Raw genomic sequence first — 14,073 nt, 5'->3', positions numbered from 1 at the left:
ATGAGCAGCACCGCGCCCGCATCCGAACCGACCGACGCCGAGCGCACGCCGAGCGGCACCGACGCGCGGACCACCGTCGCCGTGCTCTTCGGTGGCCGGTCGAGCGAGCACGAGATCAGCTGCGTGACCGCCGGCGGCATCATGGACGTCGTCGACCGCGACCGGTACGACCTGCTGCCGATCGGCATCACGAAGGACGGGGCGTTCACGCTCCAGGCGGACGACCCGTCGGTCTGGGCACTCCGGGGTCAGGAGCTCCCGACCGTGCCGGACAACGGCACCCGCGTCCGTTTCCCGCTCTCCGGCGACTCCCGCGGGTTCTCCGTCGAACTGCCGGACGGCTCGGTCGAGTCGCTCGGGGACGTCGACGTCGTCTTCCCGATCCTGCACGGACCCTTCGGCGAGGACGGCACCGTCCAGGGCCTGCTCGAGACCGCCGGCCTGCCCTACGTCGGCGACGGCGTCCTGGCGAGCGCCCTGGCCATGGACAAGCACGTCGCGAAGGCGGTCCTCGAGCACGCCGGGCTCCGGGTCGCCCCGTGGACGACGGTGCTCCGTCGGCAGTGGCAGGCCGAGCCGGTCGACGTCGCCGAGACCGTCGCCGCGCACGGCTTCCCGCTGTTCGTGAAGCCCGCACGCGCCGGGTCGAGCATGGGCGTCTCGCGCGTCGACGACCCCGCTCAGCTCGGTGCGGCGATGGACCTCGCCTTCGAGCACGACAGCAAGGTCATCGTCGAGCCGCGGGTCGTCGGCCGCGAGGTCGAGGTCGCCGTGCTCGAGGGTCGTGACGGCGTGCCGCGGACGAGCCTGCCCGGGGAGATCGTCGTCGCCGAGGACGGCTTCTACGACTTCGCCGCCAAGTACCTGGGCGGTGACGAGCAGCTGCTGTGCCCGGCCCCGCTCACCGAGGCGGAGACCGACGAGATCCGTTCCGTCGGAGCGCGTGCCTTCGAGGCGATCGGCGGCGCCGGGCTGGCCCGTGTGGACTGCTTCCTGACGGACGACGGCTTCGTCGTGAACGAGGTCAACACCATGCCGGGGTTCACCCCGTTCTCGATGTACCCGCGCTGCTGGGCGGCGTCAGGGCTGCCCTACCCGGAACTCGTCGCGGAGCTCATCGAGCTGGGACGCGCCGCGGTCCGCTGAGGACCGTCCGGGTCAGTCGACGTCCTGCGGGTCGAGGCAGCGGTGGCCGTCCTCCGGCAGCCGTGACACGGCGTCACCGAGGTCCTGCAGGGCGTCGCTCGTCGCGCGGGAGGTGTCGATGACGACCTGGACCGCGGGGGACCGGCCGAACGTCGTGTAGACGACCTCCTTCCCCCGGTCGTCGCGGATCCAGTCCACGGAGCCCTGCGAGAAGCACGGTAGGTCGGAGACCGTCGGCACGGCGACACCGCAGTGGTAGAGCACCGCGGAGGGGGACCCCCACGCCGCCGTGGCCTGTGCGGAGGTGTTGCGGAGCGCCAGGGTGTCGTTGACGACCGCGGGCAGGCGGACCTGGGCATCGGCACACGCGGCCGCGTCCGCGGCGGGAGCGGGCTCCATGCGGACCGCGTTCGTGCAGCCGGACAGCCCGGCCACGACCGCCGCCGCGGCGAGCACGGTGGCGATGATGCGGGGTCCTCGGCGCGCGGTGTCCATCGGCGTCCAGGCTACCGTTCTCGTGTGGACGCGACGCACGACGAGCACCAGCACGAGCACCGCACCGACGGTTCCGACGGCGTCGACGGGCGGGCGACCGCCGGAGCACAGCGCACGACGGTCGGAGCGCTCGGCGAACTCGCGGTGCTCGACCGGGTCACGCGACGCCTCCCCGCCGGGTCCCCGGTCCTCGGGCCCGGGGACGACTGCGCCGTCGTCGCCGCCCCCGACGGCCGCTTCGTCGTGACCACGGACATGATGGTGCACGGCCCGGACTTCCGGTGGGCGTGGTCCTCGCCCGAGGACGTCGGCTGGAAGGCCGCCGCCACGAACCTCTCCGACGTCGCCGCGATGGGCGCCGTGCCCTCCGGTCTCGTCGTCGCGATCGCGGCTCCGCCGGACACCCAGGTCGCGGTGCTGGAGGGCGTCGCGGACGGGTTCCGCCTCGCCGTCGACGCCCTCGCTCCGGGGTGCGGGGTGGTCGGGGGCGACCTGTCCACGTCGGCGACGTTCTCGCTGACCGTCACCGCGTTCGGGGACCTCGGAGGGCGGGACCCCGTCGTCCGGTCCGGTGCCCGGGTCGGTGACGTCCTCGCTGTCTCCGGAGAGCTCGGCGCCGCCGCCCGCGGCCTGGCCCGGCTGTTCCGGGACGGCGTCGACGCCGCGGGGGAGCCCGACGTCGAGCGGGTCCGGGCGAGCGGGGCCGACACGGACCCCGACGTCGCCCGGCAGCGCCGCCCGGTCCCCCCGATCGCCGACGGTCCGCTGGCTGCCGCAGCCGGTGCGACGGCGATGCTCGACCTGTCCGACGGGCTCGCGATCGACGCAGGGCGCCTCGCCCGGGCGAGTGGCGTGACCCTGGAACTCGACCCGGCCGAGGCGTCGGCGCCCGACGGGGTGGTGGACGAGGTCGCGCTGCACGGCGGCGAGGACCACGGGCTGCTGGCGACCTTCCCGGTCGGGACGCGCCTGCCGGGCGGCTTCCGCCGGATCGGCGTGGTGCGCGAGCGCACGTCCCACGCGGGAGCGGACCATGCGGAGCGGTCCGTGGACCTGGTCCGTGGCGGGACGCCCGTCCCGACGACGGGGTGGGACCCGTATGCGGACTGGGACGGCGTCGCGGGCTGAACGCACAAGCGGACCCGCGACCGGAGCCGCACCTGGAACCAGGCCCGACCCGCGACCGCAGCCGCACCTGGAACCAGGCCCGACCCGCGACCGCAGCCGGACCCGCGACCGGGTCCGGACCCGCGACCGGAGCCGGACCCGCGACCGGACCGGCGCGCACCGGTGCCGGACCATGGAGCGGCGGTAGCCTCAGTCCGCGTCGGCCACGGCCTCCCACGCCACGGTGTCACCCCACGAGCGTTTGCTGAACCGGGTGAGCCCGGCCGGCCACGTGGGCTCGGGGGATCGGGTGCCGCGTTCGACGACGACGACCGCACCGGGCGTCACGCGTGACACGAGGGCCTCGAGCACGTCGGTGACCTCGGACTCGGCGACCTCGTACGGCGGGTCGATGAAGACGAGGTCGAACGTCTTCGCCGTCCCCCGCAGGTACCCCAGTGCGGGCTGCGCGTGGACGTCGATGCGGACACCAGGCGCGCGCTTCTGCACCGCGCGCGCGTTCTCGCGGCAGGCGGCCGCCGCGGACGCGGCGCGGTCCACCAGGGACACCTCGACCGCACCCCGGGACGCGGCTTCGAGGCCGAGCGCACCGGTTCCGGCGTACAGGTCCGCGACCGAGGTGTCGTCGATGAGCCCGCGCGACTCGAGGGAGGAGAACAGCGCCTCGCGCACACGGTCGCTCGTCGGTCGGGTGCCGGACTTCGGCACCCGGAGCGTCGTGGACCCGGCGGCGCCGGCGATGATGCGCGTCATGCTGCCACCGTAGCGGGCCGCGGCGGCGACCCCTGCGTCCTCCACAGCCCCGCCGGGGAGGCTCGTGGCGGGTCGGACGTCGCGGGTACCGTTGGGGCGTGGCCACCTCCAGCACCGATGCCGCTCCGACGAGCCCAGCCGCGGGTGCCGACGCCGCCCGTGCGGGCGCTGCGTCGGTCGGCGACGCGCCGTCCGCTGCCGTGGGGGGACCCGTGCAGTGGGGCCCGGCGCCGCTCGACGTGCGGCTGGCGAACGTCCTCGGTGGTCGGACGGCGAAGGCGATCGAGAAGGCGTTCGGGCACCGCACCGTCGGGGAGTTCCTCGAGCACGCTCCGCGTCGCTACGCGGAGCGCGGCGCACTCACGGCGCTGGACTCGCTCGCGATCGGCGAGTCGGTCACGATCGTCGCCGAGGTGGTCGAGGTCCGGGAGCGCACCATGCGGGCGCGACGGGGCTCCATCCTCGAGGCCAAGATCGGGGACGGGACCGGCCTGCTGACCCTGACGTTCTTCAACCAGGGGTGGCGGACGAAGGACCTCGTGCCCGGCGCCCGCGGGGTCTTCGCCGGCAAGGTCGGCGACTACCGCGGCGCCCGGCAGCTGGCGCACCCGGACTACGAGCTCTTCGACCGGGACGACCCCCGCGCCACGGCGGACCCGGGGTCGGAGGAGGCGATCCGCTGGTCGCGCCAGCCGATCCCCATCTACCCGGCCACGGCCTCCCTGTCGTCCTGGCAGATCGCGAAGGCCATGGGGGTCGTCCTCGACACGCTGCCGGACGTCGCCGACCCGATCCCGGCCTCCGTCCGGACCCGGCTCGACCTCGTGCCGTTCCGTCGGGCACTCGAACTGCTGCACCGGCCGGAGAAGGTGTCCGACTTCAAACGGGCGCAGGACGCCCTGCGCTACCGCGAGGCGTTCGTGCTGCAGACCGCGCTGGTGCAGCGCCGGATCGCGGCGCGGGCCACGGCGTCCGTCGCCCGGACCGCGTCGCCCGGCGGCGTCCTCGAGCGCTTCGACGCGAGCCTGCCGTTCACCCTGACCGACGACCAGCGGTCGGTCGGGGCCGAGATCGCGCAGGACATGGCCGGGACCTGGCCGATGCACCGGCTCGTGCAGGGCGAGGTCGGTTCGGGCAAGACCCTCGTCGCGATCCGGGCAATGCTCACCGTGGCGGAGTCCGGCGGACAGTCCGCGCTGATCGCCCCGACGGAGGTCCTGGCCGCGCAGCACCTCCGGTCGATCGTGAAGTTCCTCGGGCCGGACCTGGCCGCGGAGCTCCGTCCGGTGATCCTGACCGGGTCGCAGTCCACCGACGAGCGCCGGCGGGCGCTGCTCGCCGCGGCGTCCGGTGGGTCCCGCCTCGTGGTCGGCACCCACGCGCTGCTCGGCGACCGGGTCGACTTCGCCGAACTCGGCCTGGTGGTCGTCGACGAGCAGCACCGCTTCGGAGTGGAGCAGCGTGAGGCCCTGCGGACGAAGGGCTCGACGCCACCGCACGTGCTCGTCCTCACCGCGACGCCCATCCCGCGGACCGTGGCGATGACCGTGTTCGGCGACCTCGACGTCTCGACGATCCAGGGCATGCCGTCCGGCCGGGCCGGGGTCGAGACGTTCACCGTCGGGCTCGCCGAGCACCCCGGGTGGGAGTCCCGCATCTGGACGCGGATGGCCGAGGAGCTGGCGGACGGGCGCCAGGCGTTCGTCGTCTGTCCGGCGATCGACGACGCGCACGGCGAGGACGACGGGACGCCCGGTCCCGCCGGCGACGGAGCCGCGGCCGACGGCACGCCGACCAGGAAGCCCGCGACGGTCCTCGCGACCGCGGAACGGATGCGCGCCATGCCCGTGCTCGCGGGGCGGCGCATCGAGGTCCTGCACGGCCGGATGTCGGCGGAGGAGAAGGACCGCGTGATGACGTCCTTCGCCGACGGCGCGGTCGACGTGCTCGTCGCGACGACGGTGATCGAGGTCGGTGTCGACGTCCCGAACGCCTCGATGATGGCGGTGCTCGACGCCGACCGGTTCGGCGTCTCGCAGCTGCACCAGTTGCGCGGGCGCATCGGTCGCGGGCAGTACGCGGGCGTCTGCCTGCTCGTCACCGCCGCCGAGACCGACACGGTGTCGCGGGAGCGCGTGGACGCGGTGGCCGCGTCCGACGACGGGTTCGAGCTGGCACGGGTCGACCTCGAACTGCGCCGGGAGGGCGACGTGCTCGGCGAACGGCAGTCGGGTGGGCGGTCGTCGTTGACGCTCCTGCGCGTGGTGCAGCACGCCGACCTCATCGTGGACGCGCGGGAGGAAGCCGAACGCCTCCTGGAGGACGACCCGGACCTGAGCGGCAGTCCCGCGCTCCGGGACGCCCTCGCACGCCGCCTCGACGAGTCCGACGCGGCCTTCCTCGGGAAGAACTGAGCGGCGTCGGCCGGTATCGTCGCCCGCATGACGAAGATCGCCGTGGTGCCCGGCTCGTTCGACCCCGTGACGCTGGGACACCTCGACGTGATCGCCCGTGCCGTGGACCTGTTCGACGAGGTGCACGTGCTCGTCGTGCACAACCCCGACAAGAAGGCGGCACTGTTCGACGCCGGGGACCGGGTCCGGCTCATCCGGCAGTCCGTCACGGAGCTCGGGATCCCGGGCCGGGTCGTGGTCGGGGAGTGGACGGCCGGGCTCCTGGTCGACTACTGCCGGCAGGTGGGGTCGAAGATCCTGGTGAAGGGCGTGCGGTCCGGCGAGGACGTGGCCTACGAGACCCCGATGGCGATCATGAACCGGCACCTCGCCGGGGTGGAGACGGTCTTCCTGCTGCCGGACGCCGCCCGGGCGCACGTCTCGAGCTCGCTCATCCGGCAGGTGTCGTCCCTCGGTGGCGACGTGACGCCGTACGTGCCCGACGCGGTGGCCCGCGCGCTCGCCGGGCGGGCCTGACGGCCGGACCGACGGACGGCCGCCCTCGACACGCTCCGGGTGCTCGACTCGTCGGCCTGAGCGGGGTAGGCTGGTTGATCGTGTCTTCCTCCGTGAACAGCCCCTACGCCCTGCGTGTGCGTGACCTCGCGCACCGGCCGGGCGACATGCGCGAGGTGTCGCTCGACATCACCGTCCCGAGCACCCTCGGCGCCGGTCTCATCGCCGTGCGCGAGGGCGACCAGATGCACCTCGACGTGAAGCTCGAGGGCCTCCACGAGGGTGTGCTCGCGTCCGGCACCGCCCGGGCCGAGGCGACGGGGGAGTGCTCGCGCTGCCTCATCGACGTCAGCGAGCTCGTCGAGGTCGAATTCGCGGAACTGTTCGCGTATGATGCCTCGGAGGAATTCGACTACCAGGTTCACGATGACCACGTGGATTGTGAACCGGTCGTCCGAGACGCGGTGGTGCTGTCACTGCCGTTCCAGCCGGTCTGCCGGCCGGACTGCCCAGGACTCGACCCGGAGACGGGTGAGCGCCTGGCGGACATCGGCGAGCGGCCGACCACGTCGGCCACCGATCCTCGCTGGGCTGCGCTCAGCGGGATCCAGTTCGACGACAGCACGCCCGACCAGACCACCGCGGACGAGGAGCGGACGCCGGCCGACCAGGCCGAGTGACCGCCACCGCCCACGACTGACCACCGACCAAGCGAAAGAGAACCACCATGGCCGTCCCCAAGCGCAAGCAGTCCCGTGCGAACACGCACGCCCGTCGATCGCAGTGGAAGGCCGCACCGGTCCAGCTCGTGAAGACGATCGAGAACGGCAAGGTCACCTACAGCCTCCCGCACCGCGCGAAGGTCGTCGAGGACTCGGCCGGCACGCCCCTGTACATGGAGTACAAGGGCCGCAAGGTCGCCGACGTCTGATCGGACTCCCCTCATGACTGCGACGTCCGGCGCCGCGGGGTCCCGCCCCGTGGGGTCGGACGTCGTTCGTCTACGCGAGCTCCTCGACGTGCCGGTGGACCCGGAACTCCTGCAGCTCGCCCTCACCCACCGGTCGTACGCGTACGAGCACGGCGGGATCGGGCACAACGAGCGGCTCGAGTTCCTCGGCGACTCCATCCTCGGGCAGGCCGTAACCGTCAAGCTGTTCCGTGACTACCCGGAACTCGACGAGGGCGAGCTCGCCAAGCGGCGCGCGAGCCTCGTCTCCACGGTCGCCCTCGCCGAGATCGCCCGCCACATCGGGCTCGGCGCGTACCTCCGGCTCGGCAAGGGCGAGGAGCAGACCGGTGGTCGCGACAAGTCGTCGATCCTCGCCGACACAGTGGAAGCCGTGATCGGGGCGACGTACCTGTCCGCCGGCGCCGACGCCGCCACCGACCTGGTGCTGCGGCTCGTCGCGCCGCTGCTGGTCGACCCCGCGCGGTTCGGCGCCGCGATGGACCCGAAGACGAGCCTGCAGGAGCTCGCCTCCGCGCGCTCGCTCGGCAACCCCGCCTACCGCATCACCGAAGCGGGCCCGGACCACGACAAGACCTTCCACGCGACGGTCGTGCTGCAGGGCGAGGACGTCGCCACCGGCACCGGCACGAGCAAGAAGACGGCGGAGATGTCCGCCGCGCTCGACGCCTGGACGCGACTGTCCGGACGTCCCGTCGAGGGCTGACCGGGTGCCCGAACTCCCCGAGGTCGAGGTCGTCCGCGCCGGCCTCGAACCCGCCGTCACCGGCGCCAGGGTGCTCGCCGTGCAGGTGCACGACGAGCGCGCGCTCACCCGCCACGACGGGCCTGCCGAGGACTTCGCGCACCGCCTGACCGGGCGGACGATCGCCGCGGCCGTCCGTCGCGGGAAGTTCATGTGGTTCCCGCTGGACCCCGACGGGGACCGACCCGAAGCACTGGTCGCGCACCTCGGCATGAGCGGCCAGATCCTGCTCGGCCGCGACCGACCCGCCGCACGGCACCGGCGGATCGTCCTCGACGTGCAGCCTCCCGGGACGGACCGGGACGGCGTCCGGGAGGCACCGGTGCAGCTCGAGTTCGTCGACCAGCGCACCTTCGGGTCGATGGCGATCGACCGGATGCTGCCCACGGTCGACGGCGCTGCCGCCGGCCACGCCGGGCAGGTCGACACGACCGACCCGCGAGCCGACTGGCGCCGACGGATCCCGTTCCAGGTGTCGCACATCGCCCGGGACCCGCTCGACCCCGCGTTCGACGACGACCGCTTCACCGCCGCGGCGCGGAAGCGGTCCAGCGGCATCAAGCGTGTGCTGCTCGACCAGGGGGTGATCAGCGGCATCGGGAACATCTACGCGGACGAGTCGCTGTGGGCAGCGCGCCTGCACTTCGACCGACCGGCCGACCGGCTGCCCCGGGCGACGCTGCACCAGCTCCTCGACGAGGTCCGGGCCGTGCTCCGCCGCGCGCTCGAGGACGGCGGGACGAGCTTCGACGCGCAGTACGTCAACGTGAACGGGCAGTCCGGGTACTTCTCGCAACGCCTCGCGGTGTACGGCCAGCAGGGAGAGCCCTGCCCGCGGTGCGGCACCGCGATCGTGCGTGAGGCCTTCATGAACCGGTCGAGCCACCGCTGCCCCGTGTGCCAGCCCGCTCCGCGGCAGCGCAGGCGTTAGCCTGACGCGAACCGACCAGCCGGAGACCGCATGTACCTGAAGAGCCTGACCCTCAAGGGGTTCAAGTCCTTCGCGCAGCCCACGACGTTCGCGTTCGAGCCGGGCGTCACGTGCATCGTCGGCCCGAACGGCTCCGGCAAGTCGAACGTCGTCGACGCCCTTGCCTGGGTGATGGGGGAGCAGGGGGCGAAGACCCTCCGCGGCGGCAAGATGGAGGACGTCATCTTCGCCGGCACCGCCACCCGCGGTCCCCTCGGTCGCGCACAGGTGACCCTGACGATCGACAACGCCGACGGTCTGCTGCCGATCGAGTACGCCGAGGTGACGATCTCGCGGACGCTGTTCCGGAACGGTGGCAGCGAGTACGCCATCAACGGCGAGAACTGTCGGTTGCTCGACGTCCAGGAGCTGCTGAGCGACACCGGGCTGGGCCGGGAGATGCACGTCATCGTCGGGCAGGGCCAGCTCGACAAGGTGCTGCACGCCACCCCGGAGGACCGGCGCGGCTTCATCGAGGAGGCTGCCGGCATCCTCAAGCACCGCCGCCGGAAGGAGAAGACGCTCCGCAAGCTCGACGCGATGCAGACGAACCTGACACGGTTGTCGGACCTGGCGGGGGAGATCCGCCGGCAGCTGAAACCGCTCGGACGCCAGGCCGAGGTGGCCCGCAAGGCGCAGTCGGTCGCGGCCGTCGCCCGGGACGCCAAGGCCCGCCTGCTCGCCGACGACGTCGTGCGGTTGCGGCGCGAACTGCGCGATCACGTCGAGGTCGAGACCGGTCGGAAGTCCGAGCGCATCGTCCTGCAGGAGCGGCTCGAGCAGATCCGGCAGCGGCAGCAGCAGGTCGAGCAGAGCATGGTCGGCGACGACGTCGACCGCGCCCGGACCGTGGTCCACCGGTTGGAGAGCGTGCAGGAGCGACTGCGCAGCCTGTCGATGCTCGCGAACCAGCGGCTGATGTTCCTCGCGCAGCAGGCCGAGGCACCGCAGCAGGGCCCGACCGTCACGCCCGAGCGGGTCGCCGGCGTCCGCGCCGAAGCCGACCGGCTCGACCTGCGTGCGCAGGAGATGCAGGGCGGGACGACCGCCGTCGGTGAGCGGGTGCGGGCCGCTCGCGCCGCACTCGACGCGCTCGACGAGCAGATCGCCGCGCAAGCTGCCCGCGTCGCGCAGCACGACCTGGACGGCCAGCGGCTCGCCGGGGCCGTCGAGGTGGCGCGCTCGCGGCGGTCGTCGGCCGTCGCCGACCGGGAGCGGCGGGAGCGAGCGCTCTCCGAGGCGGTCGTCCGTGCCGAGCAGGCCGCCGCCGCGCTGGAGGACCTCGGTCGCGACCCGGCGCTGGACACCGACGACGAGACACTCACCGCGACGTTGGCGGCGGCCCGCGACCAGCTCGACCGAGCCCAGGCGGACCGGGACACGCACCGGGACCGGCTGCACGCGCTCGAGCGCGAACGGGACGCCCTCGACGCCCGCATCGCCGCGCTCGCGCTCTCGATCGGCGTCCGTGACGGTTCGCAAGCGCTCATCGACGCCGGTCGCGAGGGGATCGTCGGCCGGCTCGCCGACCGTCTCAGGGTCACGCCCGGCTACGAGGCGGCCGTCGCCACCGCACTCGACGGGCTCGCGGACGCCGTGCTCGCCGAGGACCGGCGGGCTGCGCTCGACGCCGTCGACCACGCCCGGGCCGCGGACCTCGGTCGCATCGACGTGGTCGTCGCCGACGTGGCCGGCAGCGCGTCACGGCTGCCCGCCGCGCTGCCGCCCGGGGTTCGAGCCGCGCTCGACGTCGTGACCGGCCCGCCCGCGCTCACCGCGGTCCTGACGGAGACGCTGGTCGCCGACCGGGACGACGTCGACCTGGAGGCGGTGCTCGCGACCGCCCCGGACGCCACGGTGGTCACGCGGTCCGGCGACCTCGTGCGCGCGGCGCGGGTGACCGGCGGCGGGCAGCGCTCGACGTCCCGCATCGAGTTGACCGCGGACCGCGACGCAGCGGCCACCCGCCGGGAGACCGTGGTGACCGAGGCGGAGGAGGCGGCCACGGGCCTCCAGGCCGCGCGGACCGCGGTGGAGGCCGCACGGCGGGCGGTGGACGAGGCGGACCAGGCTGCGCGCGCCCACGCCCGCGCGACCGCGGAGTACGACCGGACCAGTGCCTCCGCCCGGGCCCGGGCGGAGAACACCGCTGCCGAGGTCGAGCGGCTGCGCGCAGCCCTCGCCGAGACGGACGGTGCGACCGCGGCCTCCGAAGCGGCACTCGCCGCGGCCGAGGCGGAGCTCCGGGCCTTCGCGGAGCGCCCGCGACCGGTCGTCGACGCGTCCGCCCGGCCGGCGGCGCAGGACGCCGTCGACGCCGCCCGGGCGGCGGAGATCGAACACCGGCTGCAGGTCGAGACCGCCCGCGAGCGTGCCCGGGCCGAGCGGCGTCGGGCGGACCAGCTCGAGCGGCAACTCGGCGCGGAGCGGGCGGCGGCCGAGGAGGCCGCGCGTCTCGCGGTCATCCGACGGGGGCAGATCGCCTCGGCCGAGGGCGTCCTGGCCGACCTGCCGGTGGTCCTCGCCGCCGTCGACCGTTCGCTGGCCGAGGCCCGGGTGCAGCTCGCGACCGAGGAGTCCGAGCGCACGAAGCGCAACACCGAGCTGCAGGGCATCCGGAACGAGGAGCGCGAGCTGCGGGACCGTCTGCAGACCATCACGGACGGGGTGCACTCGCTCGAGATGGAGATCTACGAGAAGCGGCTGCACCTGTCCGGGGTCCTCGACCGGGCGCAGAGCGAACTCGGGCTCGGCGAGACCGTGCTCGTCGCGGAGTACGGGCCGGACGTCCCCGTGCCGGTCGACGTGCTCATCGACCCGCGTGTGCTCGCACGACGGCACCGCGAGGCGGCACGAGCGGCCGCTGCCGAGGACGTGTCGACGGGGGCCGAGGACACGGCCGCTGACGACCTCGACCCGGTCGATGTCGACGTCGACGAGACCGACGACACCGACGAGACCGTGCTCGCCGCCGGCTCGACCCTGCCCGGCGGGCCTGCCCTGCCCGAGTACGAGGCACCCGACGTCGACCCCGCGGACGTCCCGACCACGCCGTACGTCCGCGCCGAGCAGGAGCGCCGACTCGCCGCGGCCGAGCGTGACCTCGGGCGGCTCGGCAAGGTGAACCCGCTCGCGCTCGAGGAGTTCCAGGCGCTCGAGCAGCGGCACGCGTTCCTGTCCGACCAGCTCGACGACCTGCAGAAGACCCGCGCCGACCTCCTGACGATCATCGAGGAGCTCGACGGGAAGATGCAGACCATCTTCGCGTCCGCGTTCGAGGACACCCGCGAGGCGTTCGACGTCGTGTTCCCGATCCTGTTCCCCGGCGGTTCGGGATCGATCACGTTGACGAACCCGGACGACCTGCTCACCACCGGCATCGACGTGCAGGTCAAGCCCGCGGGCAAAAAGATCGACCGACTGACGCTGCTGTCCGGTGGGGAGCGGTCCCTGGCCGCCGTGGCGCTGCTCGTGGCGATCTTCACGGCCCGGCCGAGCCCGTTCTACATCATGGACGAGGTCGAGGCGGCGCTCGACGACGCGAACCTCGGCCGCCTGCTCACCGTGTTCGGGCGGCTGCAGGAGTCGTCGCAGCTCATCGTCATCACGCACCAGAAGCGGACCATGGAGATCGCCGACGCGCTGTACGGGGTCTCGATGCGGCAGGACGGCGTGTCCGCCGTCGTCGGCCAGCGGGTGCAGAAGCCCGAGCCCGCCGCAGCGGTCGCGTAGCCGACGCGGTCGGAGACGGACGGGAGGCTCCCCACCGGCCGGTTCCGGACCGACGCGCCAGCGTCGGGTCGGCCGTGACCGGTGGGGAGCCTCCTGTCAGGCGTGGGGAGGTGGCGACTACTTCGCGTCGGCCTCGACGGCGTCCGCCGGCTCGCCGGTCGGGGTGAGGCCGCGCTGCTGGCGCTTCTTCGACACGACGAGGCTCGCGACCGTCGCGACGGTGATTGTCAGGAGGATGAAGCCCAGCGAGAACCAGATCGGGATCTCGGGCGCCCACTCGACGTGCTGACCGCCGTTGATGAACGGCACCTCGTTGACGTGCAGGGCGTGGAAGACGAGCTTCACGCCGATGAAGGCGAGGATGACGGCCAGGCCCTGACCGAGGTAGATGAGCCGCTCGAGCAGGCCGGCGATGAGGAAGTAGAGCTGGCGGAGACCGAGGAGCGAGAACGCGTTCGCGGTGAACACGATGAACGCGTCCTGCGTCAGCCCGAAGATCGCGGGGATCGAGTCGAGCGCGAAGAGCACGTCCGTCAGGCCGATCGAGACCATGACGAGCAGCATCGGGGTGAAGAGGCGCTTGCCGTCGACCTTGGTGGTGAGGCGGTCACCGTCGTAGTGCTCGGAGGTCGGGATCACGCGGCGGAGCAGACGGATGAGCTTCGAGTCGCCCTCCTCGGCACCGTGTTCGTCGCCGCCCTTGGCCTGCGACCACGCGAGCCAGAACAGGAGGAGACCGAACAGGTAGAAGACCCACGAGAAGTTCTCGATGATCGTGACGCCGAGGGCGATGAAGACACCGCGCGCCACGAGGGCGATCGCGACACCGACGAGCAGGACCTTCTGCTGGAACTCCTTCGGCACCGCGAAGGTCGTCATGATGATGAGGAAGACGAAGAGGTTGTCGACCGACAACGCCTTCTCGGTCAACCAGCCGGCGAAGTACTCACCGCCGGCCTGTCCGCCGCCGAACACCCACACGCCGACACCGAACAGGATCGCGAGCGCGATGTAGACGATGGACCAGAAGGCCGATTCGCGGATGTGCGGCACGTGCGGCGTGCGCACGTGCGAGAAGAAGTCGAACACGAGCAGGCCGAGGATGCCTGCGATCGTGAAGAGCCACACGTACAGGGGGACGTCCATGGAGAGCCTCCAGGTCAGGGGCGTGCCACACAGAGAAAGTGGGTACGCCGGAGCCTGAAGGTCTCTTCCGCCGCGGTCC

Annotated in this window: 12 protein-coding genes; 9 read left to right on the top strand and 3 right to left on the bottom strand. The window is 72.9% G+C overall.

The window, feature by feature from the left end:
- The gene (locus DEI84_RS11670; protein WP_110890944.1) at positions 1–1,146 is read left to right on the top strand and encodes a D-alanine--D-alanine ligase family protein; all 1,146 of its coding nucleotides are present in this window, start codon (positions 1–3) and stop codon (positions 1,144–1,146) included.
- Positions 1,147–1,158: 12 nt separating this feature from the next.
- On the opposite strand, the gene DEI84_RS11665 is transcribed toward DEI84_RS11670, so the two are convergent.
- Complete coding sequence (locus DEI84_RS11665; RefSeq protein ID WP_110890943.1) at positions 1,159–1,641, bottom strand: DUF3515 family protein; 483 nt, start codon at positions 1,639–1,641, stop codon at positions 1,159–1,161.
- Between the two features lie 24 nt (positions 1,642–1,665).
- Here DEI84_RS11665 and thiL point away from each other — a divergent pair, with 24 nt between their 5' ends.
- The gene (gene thiL, locus DEI84_RS11660) at positions 1,666–2,769 is read left to right on the top strand and encodes a thiamine-phosphate kinase (protein ID WP_375537652.1); all 1,104 of its coding nucleotides are present in this window, start codon (positions 1,666–1,668) and stop codon (positions 2,767–2,769) included.
- Positions 2,770–2,958: 189 nt separating this feature from the next.
- Here thiL and DEI84_RS11655 read toward each other — a convergent pair whose 3' ends face one another.
- Positions 2,959–3,522, bottom strand: coding sequence for an RsmD family RNA methyltransferase (locus DEI84_RS11655; protein ID WP_110826160.1), 564 nt, complete (start codon positions 3,520–3,522; stop codon positions 2,959–2,961).
- Between the two features lie 212 nt (positions 3,523–3,734).
- On the opposite strand from DEI84_RS11655, the gene DEI84_RS11650 reads away from it, so the two are divergent.
- From DEI84_RS11650 to DEI84_RS11620, 7 genes are all read left to right on the top strand, one after another.
- On the top strand, positions 3,735–5,936 hold the full coding sequence (locus DEI84_RS11650) for an ATP-dependent DNA helicase RecG (protein ID WP_110890959.1): 2,202 nt from the start codon (positions 3,735–3,737) through the stop codon (positions 5,934–5,936).
- 27 nt (positions 5,937–5,963) lie between these two features.
- The gene (gene coaD / locus DEI84_RS11645) at positions 5,964–6,452 is read left to right on the top strand and encodes a pantetheine-phosphate adenylyltransferase (protein WP_110890942.1); all 489 of its coding nucleotides are present in this window, start codon (positions 5,964–5,966) and stop codon (positions 6,450–6,452) included.
- A gap of 80 nt (positions 6,453–6,532) precedes the next feature.
- Positions 6,533–7,111 (top strand): DUF177 domain-containing protein, encoded by a 579-nt coding sequence (locus DEI84_RS11640; protein WP_258368392.1) that lies wholly within the window; start codon positions 6,533–6,535, stop codon positions 7,109–7,111.
- A gap of 47 nt (positions 7,112–7,158) precedes the next feature.
- Complete coding sequence (gene rpmF / locus DEI84_RS11635) at positions 7,159–7,362, top strand: 50S ribosomal protein L32 (protein ID WP_022905230.1); 204 nt, start codon at positions 7,159–7,161, stop codon at positions 7,360–7,362.
- A gap of 13 nt (positions 7,363–7,375) precedes the next feature.
- Positions 7,376–8,107: a ribonuclease III gene (gene rnc, locus DEI84_RS11630; protein ID WP_110890940.1), complete on the top strand. Its 732-nt coding sequence runs from the start codon at positions 7,376–7,378 to the stop codon at positions 8,105–8,107.
- 4 nt (positions 8,108–8,111) lie between these two features.
- Positions 8,112–9,077, top strand: coding sequence for a bifunctional DNA-formamidopyrimidine glycosylase/DNA-(apurinic or apyrimidinic site) lyase (gene mutM, locus DEI84_RS11625; protein WP_110890939.1), 966 nt, complete (start codon positions 8,112–8,114; stop codon positions 9,075–9,077).
- Positions 9,078–9,107: 30 nt separating this feature from the next.
- Positions 9,108–12,848 carry a chromosome segregation SMC family protein gene (locus tag DEI84_RS11620; protein WP_110890938.1) on the top strand — a complete coding sequence of 1,247 codons (3,741 nt, stop codon included), beginning with the start codon at positions 9,108–9,110 and terminating at the stop codon, positions 12,846–12,848.
- A 117-nt stretch (positions 12,849–12,965) separates the two neighbouring features.
- On the opposite strand, the gene DEI84_RS11615 is transcribed toward DEI84_RS11620, so the two are convergent.
- On the bottom strand, positions 12,966–13,994 hold the full coding sequence (locus tag DEI84_RS11615) for a TerC family protein (RefSeq protein WP_110826136.1): 1,029 nt from the start codon (positions 13,992–13,994) through the stop codon (positions 12,966–12,968).
- Between the last annotated feature and the right edge of the window lie 79 nt (positions 13,995–14,073).

Source organism: Curtobacterium sp. MCBD17_023 (assembly GCF_003224415.1).
Lineage (GTDB): Bacteria > Actinomycetota > Actinomycetes > Actinomycetales > Microbacteriaceae > Curtobacterium.
This window is presented reverse-complemented; position numbering and strand designations above follow the sequence as displayed.

Excerpts from the sequence above, each read along its gene's own strand:
- DEI84_RS11670 (WP_110890944.1), top strand. The coding sequence starts at position 1 with ATGAGCAGCACCGCGCCCGCATCCGAACCGACCGACGCCGAGCGCACG.
- DEI84_RS11665 (WP_110890943.1), bottom strand. The coding sequence starts at position 1,641 with ATGGACACCGCGCGCCGAGGACCCCGCATCATCGCCACCGTGCTCGCC.
- DEI84_RS11655 (WP_110826160.1), bottom strand. The coding sequence starts at position 3,522 with ATGACGCGCATCATCGCCGGCGCCGCCGGGTCCACGACGCTCCGGGTG.
- coaD (WP_110890942.1), top strand. The coding sequence starts at position 5,964 with ATGACGAAGATCGCCGTGGTGCCCGGCTCGTTCGACCCCGTGACGCTG.
- rpmF (WP_022905230.1), top strand. The coding sequence starts at position 7,159 with ATGGCCGTCCCCAAGCGCAAGCAGTCCCGTGCGAACACGCACGCCCGT.
- rnc (WP_110890940.1), top strand. The coding sequence starts at position 7,376 with ATGACTGCGACGTCCGGCGCCGCGGGGTCCCGCCCCGTGGGGTCGGAC.
- DEI84_RS11620 (WP_110890938.1), top strand. The coding sequence starts at position 9,108 with ATGTACCTGAAGAGCCTGACCCTCAAGGGGTTCAAGTCCTTCGCGCAG.
- DEI84_RS11615 (WP_110826136.1), bottom strand. The coding sequence starts at position 13,994 with ATGGACGTCCCCCTGTACGTGTGGCTCTTCACGATCGCAGGCATCCTC.